Genomic DNA, 14,972 nt, shown 5'->3' on the forward strand with positions numbered 1-14,972 from the left:
TTATGAAATAATTTTAATTTTCTTTCATTTCTTTAACTGCATCCCAATATGTGTTGTACCATTCATCCTTTGAATTTTTTATCCACATAGGCCCTCTGAATCTTTCTGTCACTTCCCAAAAACTTTTCAAATCAATTCCTATATAATCACAGAATTTCTTTATGTAGACCTCTGAGCATTTTCCATCATATTTTCTTACTAGTTCTAATGCCTCTTGTCTTGTAATTCTGTTTTCTCTTAAATCGTAACAGGCTGAATCCATACATTGACCAAATCCAAATTTTATGTATTTCAACAATTGATTTACTTGAGTAAGATCCGTATCTAACTGTGCAAAAGGAACATACGTTCCAATAGACAAAAAATCAAAGTCTTCTGGTCTCCATTTTAATCCATGTTTTCTTGAAAATTCTGCATTTCCTCTCTGTGACCATCTTTTAAGATAATATTGCAACCATATGCCCTTTGTATTTTTTTCTTCTAATTTTTTTCGATCATAATGAAATAAATAAAGATCTTTTTCTTCAACTCCTTCAACTTCAAGATATTCTTTCCATCCCGATGAGAGAGTTTGTAACTCATCTGCCTTGAGAGCATTTGAGTCTGTACCGACTCCAGTGAGTCGTGTTCCTAATGTTAGTCCTGGATTTTCTCCTTGAATAATTAATGGAATATCAAATTTTTCTGCAATAATATATGTCGAAGAATATAATGAATACTCTGTAATTTTTACTGGATTGAGATATTTGTAAAAGTCTCTTTTGATGAGTTTCTTTATAACTTTTGGATTTGGTCTTAATGATATAACATCAAAACCTAATTCTTTTAAATTTTCAATATTGTGTTTTCCAATCTCTGTAATTCCAGCAGGTTCGGAATTGACTAACAATGGTCTTAAACCTAATTCATCTCTAGCAACTATGGCTTGTAAAGTGCTGTCTTTGCCTCCACTAACTCCTATGGCACAATCATAATTGCTTTTTGTAATGTTTTTTGCCCAAGATGCAATTTCCTTTAATTCTTTTATTCGCAAATCCCAATCTATCTTTTCTTTTTCTTTTTCCCAAACACAAGCACCACATACTCCATTTTCATCAAAATATATGCCTGGCCTAGTATCCGGCTGGATGCATTTCTTACAAATTTTCATTACATGTTAATCCACCTGATAATGATATTTTATGTTATCTGGAAATGCTTAATCTAATTTTAAATTAGATTCATGCTAAATTAATTCCAAAAATTGATTAAGTATCATACATTTCAATTCACAATGAATGTCAAGTTTGATGTCTTAAATGATCCATCGCATATTTTTGTAATTGCAGAAGCTGGTTCTAATTGGAAATGTGGTACTTTTGATGATGACTTAAAACAAGCAAAAAACTTGATAAAAACAGCTGCTAAAGCTGGAGCTGACGCTATCAAATTTCAAACATATAGACCTGAAACAACATATGTCTCAAATCCTGGAAAAAGTAATTACTTATCTAAATCTGGTTATGAAAAAAATATAGAAGATATATTCGATGAACACTCTATGCCATATGAAATGATTCCTGAACTAGAAAAATCATGTAACGATGAAAATATTTTGTTTATGTCAACTCCATTTTCCATACAAGATGCTAGATCGATAGATCCTTACACAACAATACATAAAATTGCCTCATTTGAAATAAATCATGTTAGATTAATAGAATTCTTAGCTAAAACTGGGAAACCTATTCTTGTTTCAACAGGGGCAAGTACTTATGAAGAGATTGATTTTTGTGTTAACCTAATAAAAAAATTTGGAAATAATAACATTGTCTTGCTTCAATGCACATCAAAATACCCATGTCCAATAGAATCCTTGAATCTTTCTGTCATTCCAAAAATGAAATCACGTTATAAAATTCCAATTGGATTCTCTGATCATAGTATTAATCCTATGGTTGCACCTGTATTGGCTGTAGGTCTAGGTGCCACAGTAATAGAGAAACACTTTACTCTGGACAAAAATTCACCTGGACCGGATCATTCTTTTGCATTAAATCCAGAAGAATTAAAGTCAATGATTAATTCTATCCGACAAGCGGAACTTGCATATGGTACTGGACAAAAACAAATACTTGAAGATGAAAAAGAGTTAAGACAATTTGCTACTCGTTCAATTCAAGCCACAACCAATATTTCTAAAGGAGACATTTTACATGAAGGAAAAAATTTTGATATTCTTAGACCTGGAAATAGAATAAGGGGATTAGAAGCTCGATTTCTTGATACTGTAAATGGGAAAAAAGCAACAAAATATATCGAAAAAGGCGATGGAATTACAGAGTTTGAGTAACAACAACTTAGTTATTTAGAAAATTTATTAGTTAATTTTATTATTTTATCTATATCATCATCTGTTAAGTTAGGATGAATTGGCAAACTAACAATATTTTTTGTAATTTTTTCAGTAATAGGTAATTTTGATTTAGAATTATAAAATTTCATTTTATGGATTGGTAAATAATGAATGCCTATCTCAATTTTATTTTGTTGCATTTTTTTTATAAAATTATCACGATTATTTACAGTAATCCAAAATATGTGATATGAACAGTTTCTATTAAAAGGAATTTTTTGTTCTACGTGCAATTCTTTTGAGTATCTACATGCAATTTCTTTTCTCTTAGAATTTGTTTTATCCAATTTTTTTAATTGTTCAATACCTATAGCGGCCGAAAATTCATTCATGTAATAGTTCCATCCAATATCTTTAACGTCATATTTGGAACCTTTTCTATTTGATATACCCATCCATCTTTTTGACTTTAAATCTTCGGTAAATCCTCTTTCATTTTTATCATTCAAAGTTATAGCTCCGCCTGAAGGCATTGCTAAATTTTTAACAGGATGAAAACTAAAACATACAGCGTTTCCATGACTTCCAATTTTTTTATTTTTATATGAAGCACCAGCTGCATGAGCTGCGTCTTCAATAATTTCAAGATTAAATTTTCCTCTCAATTCTATTATTTCATCTAAATCACATGGAAAACCAGCAAAATGAACAGGTAAAATCATGGCAGTTTTCTTTGTAATTGACTTTTTAATCATTTCAGGATCAATACATAACGTATCTGGTTTTACATCCACAAAAATTGGAATTCCACCATTGTAAATTATTGCATGCGCAGTAGAAACAAAAGAAAGTGATGGTAAAATTACTTCCTTATTTTTAATATTAAAGAGTGATAATGCTAAATGAAGAGCTGCAGTACCACTATTTACTGAAATACATCTTGATGCCTTAGTGTATTTTCTAAATTTCTCTTCAAATTCTAAAACTTTACCAATTCCAGTACCAGAAGCCCAAAAATGACTATGAAGTACTTTTTTAATTGCATTTTCTTCATTATTATCAACAGATGGATCAAATAATTTTATTTTTTAATCATTTTTGTTTTTTCTCTTTATAGATAATTCATATGTATACTGTAATAAATTGAATCCATTATTTTTTAAAAATAGGATCATTCTTTTATTTTTTGGATTAATATTAACTAAATATCTATTTCTTGGATGCTTTCGAAACAATTTATTTAGAATTGTTTTTTCAATTTGTAAATTTTGAAATTCATTTTTAATATGAAGACCTATTTCATTTATACTCGTCAAATAAACTGTTCCAATTTTTAAATTGCTAAAATAAATTACATACCAATATGAATAAGGATCTGATTCTATGAATTTTCTATGTTGTAAAAGCGTAGGCATTTTTTTATGTGATATATTGTTATTTGGATTACGTTGCTCAAGAATTCTATAAAGAAAATCAGTATCTAAAACTGTCACTTTTTTAAATCTAATATTTTTTAAATCCATCTTGAATGCCCTCTCGTTTACATTCATAATATTTTACATAGATTAAGAAATATAGACGTGATGGTAATTTAATATATGAAAACTATCGTAGGCTTTCTTTCGCGACCTCATGGTTTCAACGTACTAAATTCTCTTGTGACATCTTCAAATTATAAACTATTACAAGTATACACACATAAACTCAATCCAAAATCGCAAGATCCATCAAGATCAGAAAGATCTGATTATCATTTATTTGTAAAAATGTGTAAAAAATATAACATACCACTTATACCCATTGACTCAAAAAACCATGAATTTGATGATTTTCCAGAATGTGACTTTATAATTGAAGTATCTTGGAGATATCTCATTCCAAAAAATATTTTAAAAAAAGCTAATATTGCATCATTCGGAATTCATAGAGGAAAACTTCCTGAATACGCTGGGTCTGAACCAATAAAACAGGCCTTTAATCATAACGAAAATGAAATTGTTTTATCAGCACATGATCTAAATGCCGCAATTGATCAAGGAGAAGTTTTTGAAACAATTTCACATCCTATAACCTATGACAACTCTATTTCAATTATTGATAATATACAAAAAATTCGTGACGAGATTACTCCTAAATTCTCTATTTTAGCATTTAAAACTCTTTTAAAGTTAGATCAAAAATAAAACATGATTTTTATATAAACACTATCCAATATCTTAAATTAATTTTATGATGTTTGAATATTTTTTAAAAATTACTTTGTAACTATTTCATTATATAAAATCAATTGATAATTTGATGTGCTTTATACTCGCTCTTTCTTAGATCTAATACTTTTCATCTTTTTTTAAGGATGACAGATATCCATCATGTTTCACATTCTTATTAATTTCAAATATTTCTGTTCTTTTTTTGTATAATTCAATTATGTCTTGAATCAAAATAGGTCTTGTAGGAATATTTTTTATTATTTCTCTTACTAATTTAAGATCTTCAATTCTATCAATAGTATATCTAAGATAAGAAAGATCTTCTTGATTTTCTTTATTGATTAGAATAAATTCATTTTGTGGATTGTAAATAAAAGGTGTCACATGTTCTCTTTCAGAAGGCTTCTTTGCATTTTTCCATGCATTCTCAAGGCTTTTAAAAGAAAAAACTTCTACCTCGGTCCCATAAGGATATGTTCTATGTAACGTATTTGATACATAATCACATTTGTTGTTTTCATACTCATCAATTACTAAGTCAATAATATTTGGATCAATTAATGGATTATCTGCTGTAACTCTCACAATGTTGTCTATAGAAAATTTTTTTGCACATTGATAATACCTATCTAATACATCTTCAGAAGATCCTCTAAAGAATTCAATTTTTTGTGAAGATAAATTCCTACAAATGACATCATCTTCAATTAGATCAGTTGTGGCAACTACTATTTTTTTAATTTTTTTAGAGAATTTTACCTGATTTATTACATAGTTAAGAACAACATTAGTACTGTCGATTTTTTCCATTACTTTTCCTGGTAACCGAGTTGAACCCATTCGTGCTTGAATTATACAACCAATCATTTTCATTATTCATCTATCTTTGGCATGAAAATACTTTTACATATTATTAATAATCAATTTTTATTATATTATTTTTGTAAATCTATGTGTCTTAGACTGTCCTAAATCATATAATAATTGTTTCAAGTAAAATACAGTCAATCCTGTCTATCATAAATTAATTTTCTGAAAATATTTCAAAACTTAGAATTGATCTTATTTTTTACAAAATCTTTTACTATTTTTAAAAAAGTCAAAAAATTTAATCTTGTAAATACATCAATATTTCTTAAAATGATTTTCATTCCAAGATGAGTAATACACCATTTCATAAAAAACGTATTAGGCGAAGTCATTTTACCCATATCGCTATCTGGCTGAGAAATTCTATTGAAAATATTTGTAGAAGAAATACCTTCATCAAAAAACTTTAACAATATTTCATCTAACACGTTGATATCCCCATATCTTAAAACATTTAGAACTAATGCTGAATCCCATGTACCCAAGGATTCTGTAACAAGTGATTTTCTTAATTCATCTTTTCTAAAAACTGAATAAATTAAATTTGCTGAAGGTTTTTTTAGAAACGCTCTTATTTTTTCTCCATACGTTCCAATCATAGAATCAAGCTGTATAAAATCAATTTTGTTTTTATTATCCAACGAATAGTATTCTATCTTTGAGATACTGCCAACAAGATCTGGTTTTAATTTTAATTGTTCTATATTTTTTTCCAAAAATGTAGGTTCCATTATATCGTCTACTGCAGTCCAAACAAAAAATTTATTTTGTGATACTTCTAATGATGAATAAAAATTTCTTTTTGCACCAATATTTTTTTGATGATGAATAATTTTTATTCTTTGATCTTTTTCAGCAAATTCTTCACATATTTTTATTGTTCTATCTGTAGAACAATTATCAGTAATAAAAATTTCAAAGTCATCAAATGTTTGTAATAATAACGATTCAATTTTTTTTTAATAAATTGCTCTCCATTATACACCGGTAAACCTATTCCTAAAATTGGAATTTTTTGACTAACCATATTATAGTAAAAAATTTCTTTGCATGTCTATTAATCCATCTTTTATTCCCAAAAATAAAATTCCTGTCTTTTTACATGTTTTTTCATTATTTAATTTGACATTGGATCGTTTTGCAGCCAAACCTAGTTCTTTTGAATTAATGGGTTGAATCATTTCTTTTTTTAAACAAAAAATCTCAGCTGTTAATATTGCCAAATCATACCTATTAATAAAATCAGGACCAGTAAGATGAAAAATTCCAGTTTCATTGATTTGAATTAATTTTGCTGTGGATTTTACAATATCTGGCACATAAGTTGGCGTATTTAACCAATCTGCTATTTCCTTTAGTATCGTGCCTGATTTTAGAGTTTCAATTACTCGTAGCACCGAATTTGTATGCTGCCATTTTTCAACCCAACAATATGGCTGATCAGTTCGCAATATTAGATAAGGAAGACTAGATTTTTGTATAATCTCCTCTCCTATTTTTTTGGTAATTCCATAATTTGAAATTGGATCTAAACTATCATCTTCATAATTTTCTTTTTTATTTCCACTAAAAACAGCTGACGTAGATACAAAAACAATTTTGCTTTTATTTTTTTTGCTCCTTCTACAATGTTTTTTGTTCCCTCCACATTTATCAAATTTGCTAATTGTTTTTCAGTTTCACACTTGTCCACATTAGTTAGCGCAGCAGTATGAATAATTATGTCTGGTTTTATCTTGCAAATTAAATTTATCGTGTCTTCTTTATTTGTGATATCTAATTGGTATCCATTTGATTCAGATATTTTATTATTTAAAAAAGTATAACTTACATCGTTAGTATTTTTTAAATATTTAATTAAATTAAATCCTATAACTCCACTGCCTCCAACTACAAGGATTTTCATAATTTTATTCACACATAATTTGACAATAATTATGAATCGTCATTGACAAAATTACTTGATACATTTCAGGTAACCTTCAGGCGCAGCTGTAATTAGTAATTTATCCGTAATTGTCTTATCTGCTTTAAATCGTTTATTTTTAGTTAGAAACAAACGAACAGCACTTTTAGGATTGTATTTTTTACTCCAAGGTTTTTTTGTAAATAATTTTTCTGGAAGTTCTTCTATCACAGTATCAAATACTATCAAATAGCTATCCTTTGTAACTAGTTTGGAATAGGCTTCCAATTCTTTTAAAACATGTTCATGTGTGTGATTAGAGTCTAAAATTACGAGTACTTTATCAGTGGATTTGACCATTTGAAAAACTTTCTTTATTGTTTTTTCATCTACAGATGATCCTTCGATCATTTTCATCCTCTTGTACAAATGATGCTTTTTGATCTCTTTTTTGTTGTGTTCTCTAATATCAATGTCTATCCCGATGACCTTGCCTTTACCAATTAATTGTAGCATTGATGCTGAAAAAACAAGAGAACCACCTCTTGCAATTCCTGTCTCTATGATAATGTCTGGTTTGACATCCCAAATTATTTCCTGTAATGCTATTATGTCCTGAGGATATTGTATTATTGGTCTTCCTAGCCACTTGAAATGATATGAATACTCATAATCATATCCTTTTAGAAACCACTCACGAGATATTTTTTTTAGAGTTGCATCTTTTCCCATTGACTTGATCTTTATTTTATTTCTATTCTCAAAACTTTTGCTCTCTGACATTTTTTCTCATTTGTTTTTAAAATGGCTATACGATAAGTCTTTCTTAGAGATAACAGATATTGGCAAAGGCCAAGTTATTTTAAAAGCTGGATCATCCCATCTTACTCCTGAAGCATATTCTGGCATAAAGTATTCAGACATTTGATAGAAAACTTCACTATCTTTTTCCATAGTCTGAAAACCATGTGCAAATCCTTTTGGAATGTATATCATTTTGTGGTTATTCTCACTTAATTCAAAACCTTGCCACTTTGTAAACGTTGGAGAATTATTCCGAAGATCAATTATTACATCAAAAATTTTGCCCCTTGTACATCTTACAACTTTATCTTCTTCATGGGGTGGTTTTTGAAAATGCATCCCTCTGATAGTCCCTTTTTCTATGTTAAAAGAAATACTGGATTGTACCAAGTTGGGGTTTAGCCCATTTTCTTTGTATACATTACTATCCCAAGTTCTAGCAAAAAACCCACGTTCATCTTCACATTTTTCGATTTCTATAATGTATGCTCCTGAAAGATCAGTTTCTTTAAAAATCATAATATGCTGACCTCTGGAATTGGAATCACAAACTTTCCTCCCCAATCTCGTATGTATTTCATTTGTTCGATGATTTCATCTTTTAAATTCCATGGTATTATTACCAAATAATCTGGTTTTGTATTTTGTATTTCATCTGGAGATTTTATTGGTATATGTGTTCCTGGAAGATATAATCCCTGCTTGTAGGGATTTTGATCTACGACATAATCTATAAAATTATTTCCAATACCGCAATAATTTAACAGGGTGTTGCCCTTTGCTGCAGCTCCGTAACAAACTATTTTTTTTCCAGAATTCTTTGAGTCTTTAAAGAATTCATATAGTTTTTTCTTTACCCTTTCCACATTTTTTATAAAATCTGTATACGTAGAAATATTTTCTAACCCAAACAGTTTTTCTTTTTCAAGTAGAATGTTTACCGTTTGATTTACTGAAATTCCCTCATATTCTGAATGTTTAACATATATTCGCAAAGAACCACCATGTGTGGGTATCTCCTCCACATCAAAAATTGTCAACCCGTGAAAGGAAAAAATTTTTTTAGCCGTAATTAGTGAAAAATAAGAAAAATGTTCGTGGTAAATAGTATCAAACTGATTTTTTTGTATTAACTGTAATAAATGTGGAAATTCCAAAGTTATTATTCCTGTAGGCTTGAGTAAAATCTTTAATCCTTTCACAAAATCATTAAGGTTAGGAACATGCGCCAATACGTTGTTCCCAATTATCAGATCCGCTTTTTTATCCTCACTTTTTAACTCCTCTGCCGTATCGGCACTGAAAAATTTTGTTATGGTCGGAATTCCTTTTTCTTTGGCTACTTTGGCAACATTTACCGCAGGTTCTATTCCTAAAATGGGAATATCTTTTTCCTTAAAAAATTGTAGTAGATATCCATCATTACTTGCAATTTCTATCACTAATTTTTTTTCATCAAAACCAAATTTTTTGATCATCATATTTACATAATCTTGCGCATGATGTAGCCATGTGCTTGAGTAAGAAGAAAAATAAGCATACTCTTCAAAAATATTCTCTGGCTTTTCAAATTCTGGTAACTGAACAAGAAAGCAACTACTACACACATAAGTACAAAGAGGATATTTTTTTTCTGAATTATGAATAATCTCTTTTTTAAGAAATGAATTTGATAATGGAGTTATACCTAAATCAACAAATATGTTAGTTAACGGCTTATTGCAGAATCTACAGTTTAATCCCAAAGTTATCACAATTTTTGAAACTCTTCTATTTGCTGTTCTGTAATCTCTTTCATATCTTTATTTTGTTCATACTGTTTGTACCATTGTATTGTCCACTCTAATCCTTGCTCTACATTCAATTTAGGCATCCACTCTAATCTGGAATTGGCTTTACTGCAGTTTAATCTCAAATGATTCTCTTCATGCGGATTTGTCCCATTGTCAACATCCCATCTGATATCTTTTGACCATTGCTCTGTTATTTTTTCAACAATCCATTTTACTGGTTTTTCATCATCTTGTGGACCAAAATTCCATCCCTCAGAAAATTCAGATCCTGATGACCATAATTTTTCTGCCAAAGTAAGATATCCGTTTAAAGGATCTAAAACATACTGCCATGGTCTTGTTGAATTAGGATTACGAATTTTGATTATTTCATTATTTAAAATTCCTCTGATGATATCTGGAATCAGTCTGTCTTTGCCCCAATCTCCGCCGCCAATTACATTGCCTGCCCTGCAAGATGCTAAAGATGTGCCATGCTTCTGATGTTCTTTTGGATTAAAAAAAGAGTCTCTAAAAGATGCTGTAACTAACTCTGAGCAAGCTTTACTGTTACTGTATGGATCATATCCCCCAAGTCTGTCTGTTTCTATATGTCCTTTTAATGACTCATTAGGCTCATAACACTTGTCAGTTGTAACATTTAGAATTACTTTAACATCACTTGTTTTTCTTATTGATTCTAAAAGATTGACTGTTCCCATAACATTTGTAGAATACGTCTCAATTGGATTACTGTATGATTCTCGTAGTATGGCTTGAGCTGCCATATGTATTACAATCTCTGGCTTGTGTTCTTTGATTGTAAATTCCAGTTTATCATAATCACAAATATCGCCAATTATGGACGTCATTCCATTTTCAATATGTGCTAATTCAAACAAACTAGGGTTAGTGGGAATAGATTTTGAAAATCCTACAACGTCAGCATTTAATCTTTGTAATAACAAAGATAACCAACTTCCCTTAAAACCTGTGTGTCCTGTCACAAGTACTTTTTTCTTATTCCAAAATTCTTTATTCATTCCCAAATGTTCCAAGGAGCTTTTTTAGAATTCCATAACTCTTCCAAACTATTTTTATCTCGCAATGTATCCAACGGCTGCCAAAAACCAGTGTGCTTGTATGCTGCTAACTGTTTTTCATCTGCTAATTTTTCTAGTGGTCTTCTTTCCCAAATAGTTGAATCCCCTTCAATGTAATCAAAAACTTTTGGTTCTAATACAAAAAATCCACCATTAACCCAATTTCCATCTCCTGCCGGTTTTTCCTTGAAGCTAGTAATCCTATTTCCACTAATGTCCAGTGTTCCAAATCTTCCAGGTGGCTGTATGGCAGTAACCGTAGCTACAGTTTTATTATTTTTATGAAATTCAATTAACTTTGAGATGTTGACATCACTTACCCCATCGCCATAAGTAAAACAAAAAGTTTCATTATCAATAAAATTTTTAATTCTTTTAAGACGTCCTCCAGTCATAGTTTCTAAACCTGTATCAACTAAGGTGACCTTCCATGGTTCGGCAAACTTTCTGTGAACTTCCATTTTGTTATTTTGCATATCAAAAGTTACATCAGATGTGTGAAGAAAATAATTTGCAAAATACTCTTTGATCATATACCCTTTATAACCACAACATATCACAAATTCATTAATTCCATAAGCAGAATAGCTTTTCATAATATGCCAAAGTATTGGCTTTCCTCCAATTTCGATCATCGGTTTTGGTCTAAGATGAGTTTCTTCACTAATCCTAGTGCCCAACCCACCAGCTAGAATCACTGCTTTCATATTTGTAAAATTATTATCAAGGTCTCATTAATCTTTCCTAATCTGACTTGATTATTTTTGTGAATTACTGCATTCTTTGTTTAATATAATCAATTGAACTTACAGGTGATGGATCAGTTTTTGATAAAATAGCCAAATAGATGGTTGTATAATCAAGAAGATAGATCAGATTAATTATCTTAGATAATATGCTTCCTTTATTCGAAGATACTTTACGAAAATCAATTTTGTTGTCTTTAAAGTATTTCTCTAGTACATTCCATCTCTCTTTAGTTTTAATATAATCATCAGCTCCTTGTAAGAGAATTGGCTTTACGTTACTTTTTTTTTCCCATGACACAATTCCGTTGTGACATGCTTCAACCACATCTTCAGCAATTGCATGAATTTTAGCATTTTCCTGCAGTGTGTTTTTGAATCTTATTGCAACAGATTGTAATCCAAAAGGATAGTAAATCATAGGAATACCCGTTATCCATTCTGCAAGATCAAGAGACGGATTATTTTCATTTAAATTTGAGGAATTAATTTTCCCACATAATTTTTCCAACTCTGTTATAGATTCTAAAATATCTTCCTGTTTGATATGAAGAAAAGAGTATAGTACTTTTAACATGGTATACAAGTATGAAGTAAAAGAAGCCCTGGGAGAGTGGCATTGAGGAACAAGTATGTGTTCTATTTTATTTTTTGTACAATACTCTAACATTTTTCCGCCTGAAGAAAATGCAATGATTTTACTTTTTTTCTTGAAAGCAGAATCCAATATCGCCAAAGTCTCTGCAGTATTTCCTGAGACACTTACTGTAATGACTAATGTATTAGGATCAACTGTCGTAGGCAAGAGATAACCCTTTACAACATTAACGTGAATCTTTGTTTTTGATAAAATGGATGAAAATGTATCTCCTATAGCACCTGACCCTCCCATTCCTGCAAATACTATGTGATCAATATTACCAAAATCAATAGATTTTTGATTTGATTCAAATGATTCACGAGCAATCTCTGGCCATTTATCGTAAACTTTATACATTTTTTGTGAATCGTATTTTTCTATAGTGGAAATATCCAATATTCTCAGTTTAATGTGTGTGATAAAAAATCTATCTAAAGAATGTCTACAAAATATGTTTCATTTACACTATTTGTCTTTATCAATGAAATTTTTGCCTATTTTATTCCAATAGGGCTCAACTTTATTGGATTGTCTATGTGCTTTATTCCTTTTATCCAATTCCGTTTCTGTTATTATTTGATTTAAGATTCCAAACCTTGCAAGATCGTAACCTTTACCATCTTCATTTACAAATTCTTTTAATCCAAAATCATTCATTCTACTAAATATTTTTTTTGCATGAGTATAATCGCACTTAAATAATTCTCTTGCTTTGAGAATAATTTCATTTTGCAAGAATAAGTCTTTCTCAGTTTTTCCATTTAACACCAAATCTTTTACAATCAGAGTAACGTCTTCATCAAACTCTGGACCTGGATCATACTCATATGCTACAGAATTAAAATCCGTCATTTTGATTACAAGATTAATTATTTTATTTTCTATGTCCAAAATTATTCTTTCAACTCTTAGTCTCTGTTCAAACTCTTTAGTAGTCTCCAGTAATTCTATCAGTCTGTCTTTTTGCTGTTCTAAATGTTCTTTTTGCTCTAGCAACCAAATAGCAGGTTTTATTTGATCTTTCTTTGTAATATCAGAGCGTAAAAATTTAATGTCTTGATTAATTGTATTTCTGTTAACTTCTAACTCACTTGCAATCTTTATTGCAGAAAATCCTTTTTCAAAATACATGTTGTATACTTTTTGTCTTCTATCCTCTTGTTCTTTTTTGTATATGGACCACCTTGTTTCTGAACAATTTCCACAATCTGAATGATAAGCATTTCTCTTTTTTATGTAAATCTGAATTAATTTGACTCTGGCTTAAACGTAAATTGACTAAAAATCAAAAACTGCCTAGTTTTGCATAGTTCTTATTTATTTCAAAATTATTTGTAATTCTTGGAAAATAAAAATTTCAATTTTTATTGAGGCTCAATTGTTGCAGGAGGCTTGCTTGAAATTGCATATGTTACCCACGTTACATCTTCTACCTCATTTGTAATTCTATTGCTTATTTTCTCTAATAACTCGTGAGGTAGTCTGGTCCAATCTGCAGTCATCGCATCAATAGAATCAACTACTCTGATCATCACAATATTCCCATACTTTCTCTCATCACCTACCACCCCAACTGCTTTATCGTCTCCCACTGCAGCATATGCCTGCCATACTTTGCCATAAAATCCAGCTGTAATCAACTCGTCTTCTACAATTTTGCTTGCAACTTTTGCTATTTGCAGCTTTGCAGGTGTAATTTCACCGATAATTCTTACAGCCAGTCCAGGTCCTGGAAATGGATGGCGCATGTAAAGTTTTTCTGGAACTCCTAGAATTTTGGCAATTTTTCTTACCTCGTCTTTGTATAACTCACGCAACGGCTCAAGTATCTGCAAATCAAGCCAATCAGGCAATCCGCCAACGTTGTGATGTGACTTTATTACAGCTGCCGGTCCTTTTGAAACGCCGCTCTCTATTACATCTGGATACAATGTACCTTGTGCAAGCCATTTGAAGGGACCATTTTCTTTTGCAAATTTAGTAAAAACATGAATAAACTCCTCACCTACTATCATTCTTTTTCTCTCAGGATCTTCCACTCCTTTTAGTTTGGACAAAAACACTTGGACAGCATCAACTGATGTGAAATTTACATTAAAGTTATTTTTGAACATCTCTTCAATCTCTTTTTCTTCATTTAATCGCAAAAGACCATTATTTACAAAAACACATTTTTGTCTATCTCCAATTGCCTTGTGAATAAGTAAGGCAGCTACTGTAGAGTCTATACCTCCACTTACACCACACAACACATTACCCTCAATCTTTGAAATCTTTTCAACAGCACTGTCGATAAATCCCTCCATGGTCCAGTCTTGTTTTGCGCCACAAACTTTTAGGACAAAATTCTTGAGAATCTCGGTTCCTTGTTCTGTGTGAACTACTTCAGGATGAAACTGAATTCCATAAATTGACTTTTCTTCTGAAGCAATAGCTGCTGCCTTTGCACTTTCTGTGTGCCCTATTACTTTGAATCCAGGTGGAATTTGTTCTGCCTCATCACCATGACTCATCCAAGCCCTAACTGACTTCCCAATTCCACTCAAAAGATTCTCACTACTGTCAATTGTTAGTAATGATGAACCA

15 protein-coding genes and 1 pseudogene are annotated in these 14,972 nt (G+C 30.5%); 2 read left to right on the plus strand and 14 right to left on the minus strand.

Annotated elements, in window-relative coordinates:
• Positions 1-13: 13 nt before the first annotated feature.
• A complete protein-coding gene (locus tag BG20_RS07175) occupies positions 14-1,150 on the minus strand; it encodes an N-acetyl sugar amidotransferase (RefSeq protein WP_010192827.1) in 1,137 nt (378 codons plus the stop codon).
• Positions 1,151-1,273: 123 nt separating this feature from the next.
• Between BG20_RS07175 and BG20_RS07180 the strand changes: the two genes are divergently transcribed.
• Positions 1,274-2,332, plus strand: a complete 1,059-nt coding sequence (locus tag BG20_RS07180; RefSeq protein WP_010192828.1) for an N-acetylneuraminate synthase family protein — start codon at positions 1,274-1,276, stop codon at positions 2,330-2,332.
• 11 nt (positions 2,333-2,343) lie between these two features.
• On the opposite strand, the gene BG20_RS07185 is transcribed toward BG20_RS07180, so the two are convergent.
• Together BG20_RS07185 and BG20_RS07190 are read right to left on the minus strand one after the other, a co-directional pair.
• Positions 2,344-3,420 (minus strand): DegT/DnrJ/EryC1/StrS family aminotransferase, encoded by a 1,077-nt coding sequence (locus tag BG20_RS07185; RefSeq protein WP_048097138.1) that lies wholly within the window; start codon positions 3,418-3,420, stop codon positions 2,344-2,346.
• Between the two features lie 3 nt (positions 3,421-3,423).
• Positions 3,424-3,885, minus strand: coding sequence for a hypothetical protein (locus BG20_RS07190; protein ID WP_010192830.1), 462 nt, complete (start codon positions 3,883-3,885; stop codon positions 3,424-3,426).
• 48 nt (positions 3,886-3,933) lie between these two features.
• Here BG20_RS07190 and BG20_RS07195 point away from each other — a divergent pair, with 48 nt between their 5' ends.
• Positions 3,934-4,518 carry a formyltransferase family protein gene (locus BG20_RS07195; protein ID WP_010192831.1) on the plus strand — a complete coding sequence of 195 codons (585 nt, stop codon included), beginning with the start codon at positions 3,934-3,936 and terminating at the stop codon, positions 4,516-4,518.
• 144 nt (positions 4,519-4,662) lie between these two features.
• Here the strand turns inward: BG20_RS07195 and BG20_RS07200 are convergent, their stop codons facing one another.
• The 11 genes and pseudogenes from BG20_RS07200 to guaA form a co-directional block, all read right to left on the minus strand.
• Entirely contained in the window at positions 4,663-5,412 is a 750-nt protein-coding gene (locus BG20_RS07200; RefSeq protein WP_048097144.1) for a cytidylyltransferase domain-containing protein, read from the minus strand.
• A gap of 176 nt (positions 5,413-5,588) precedes the next feature.
• On the minus strand, positions 5,589-6,368 hold the full coding sequence (locus BG20_RS07205) for a glycosyltransferase family 2 protein (protein WP_081477549.1): 780 nt from the start codon (positions 6,366-6,368) through the stop codon (positions 5,589-5,591).
• A gap of 75 nt (positions 6,369-6,443) precedes the next feature.
• Positions 6,444-7,321: pseudogene (locus tag BG20_RS14010) on the minus strand (SDR family oxidoreductase).
• A 51-nt stretch (positions 7,322-7,372) separates the two neighbouring features.
• A complete protein-coding gene (locus tag BG20_RS07220) occupies positions 7,373-8,104 on the minus strand; it encodes a cephalosporin hydroxylase family protein (protein WP_010192836.1) in 732 nt (243 codons plus the stop codon).
• Between the two features lie 6 nt (positions 8,105-8,110).
• The gene (gene rfbC / locus BG20_RS07225) at positions 8,111-8,644 is read right to left on the minus strand and encodes a dTDP-4-dehydrorhamnose 3,5-epimerase (RefSeq protein ID WP_010192837.1); all 534 of its coding nucleotides are present in this window, start codon (positions 8,642-8,644) and stop codon (positions 8,111-8,113) included.
• Complete coding sequence (locus tag BG20_RS07230; RefSeq protein WP_010192839.1) at positions 8,641-9,870, minus strand: class I SAM-dependent methyltransferase; 1,230 nt, start codon at positions 9,868-9,870, stop codon at positions 8,641-8,643. Before BG20_RS07230 ends, rfbC begins: the two co-directional genes overlap by 4 nt.
• A gap of 5 nt (positions 9,871-9,875) precedes the next feature.
• Positions 9,876-10,940: a CDP-glucose 4,6-dehydratase gene (gene rfbG / locus BG20_RS07235; RefSeq protein WP_010192842.1), complete on the minus strand. Its 1,065-nt coding sequence runs from the start codon at positions 10,938-10,940 to the stop codon at positions 9,876-9,878.
• On the minus strand, positions 10,937-11,707 hold the full coding sequence (rfbF, locus tag BG20_RS07240) for a glucose-1-phosphate cytidylyltransferase (protein WP_010192844.1): 771 nt from the start codon (positions 11,705-11,707) through the stop codon (positions 10,937-10,939). Before rfbF ends, rfbG begins: the two co-directional genes overlap by 4 nt.
• Before the next feature lie 64 nt (positions 11,708-11,771).
• Entirely contained in the window at positions 11,772-12,782 is a 1,011-nt protein-coding gene (locus tag BG20_RS07245) for an SIS domain-containing protein (protein WP_010192845.1), read from the minus strand.
• A gap of 69 nt (positions 12,783-12,851) precedes the next feature.
• Positions 12,852-13,517 carry a hypothetical protein gene (locus BG20_RS11685; protein ID WP_010192848.1) on the minus strand — a complete coding sequence of 222 codons (666 nt, stop codon included), beginning with the start codon at positions 13,515-13,517 and terminating at the stop codon, positions 12,852-12,854.
• Between the two features lie 233 nt (positions 13,518-13,750).
• Positions 13,751-14,972, minus strand: a 1,222-nt coding sequence (gene guaA, locus BG20_RS07255; protein ID WP_010192851.1) for a glutamine-hydrolyzing GMP synthase, incomplete at its 5' end; no start/stop codon positions are given.

The sequence above is a fragment of the Candidatus Nitrosarchaeum limnium BG20 genome, assembly GCF_000241145.1.
Classification (GTDB): Archaea; Thermoproteota; Nitrososphaeria; order Nitrososphaerales; family Nitrosopumilaceae; genus Nitrosarchaeum; species Nitrosarchaeum limnae.

Coding starts and splice junctions, on each gene's coding strand:
- rfbG (WP_010192842.1), bottom strand. CDS start 10,940: ATGAATAAAGAATTTTGGAATAAGAAAAAAGTACTTGTGACAGGACAC.
- BG20_RS07190 (WP_010192830.1), bottom strand. CDS start 3,885: ATGAATGTAAACGAGAGGGCATTCAAGATGGATTTAAAAAATATTAGA.
- BG20_RS07195 (WP_010192831.1), top strand. CDS start 3,934: ATGAAAACTATCGTAGGCTTTCTTTCGCGACCTCATGGTTTCAACGTA.
- BG20_RS07220 (WP_010192836.1), bottom strand. CDS start 8,104: ATGTCAGAGAGCAAAAGTTTTGAGAATAGAAATAAAATAAAGATCAAG.
- BG20_RS11685 (WP_010192848.1), bottom strand. CDS start 13,517: ATGTATTTTGAAAAAGGATTTTCTGCAATAAAGATTGCAAGTGAGTTA.
- BG20_RS07175 (WP_010192827.1), bottom strand. CDS start 1,150: ATGAAAATTTGTAAGAAATGCATCCAGCCGGATACTAGGCCAGGCATA.
- rfbC (WP_010192837.1), bottom strand. CDS start 8,644: ATGATTTTTAAAGAAACTGATCTTTCAGGAGCATACATTATAGAAATC.
- BG20_RS07200 (WP_048097144.1), bottom strand. CDS start 5,412: ATGATTGGTTGTATAATTCAAGCACGAATGGGTTCAACTCGGTTACCA.
- rfbF (WP_010192844.1), bottom strand. CDS start 11,707: ATGAAAGCAGTGATTCTAGCTGGTGGGTTGGGCACTAGGATTAGTGAA.
- BG20_RS07180 (WP_010192828.1), top strand. CDS start 1,274: ATGAATGTCAAGTTTGATGTCTTAAATGATCCATCGCATATTTTTGTA.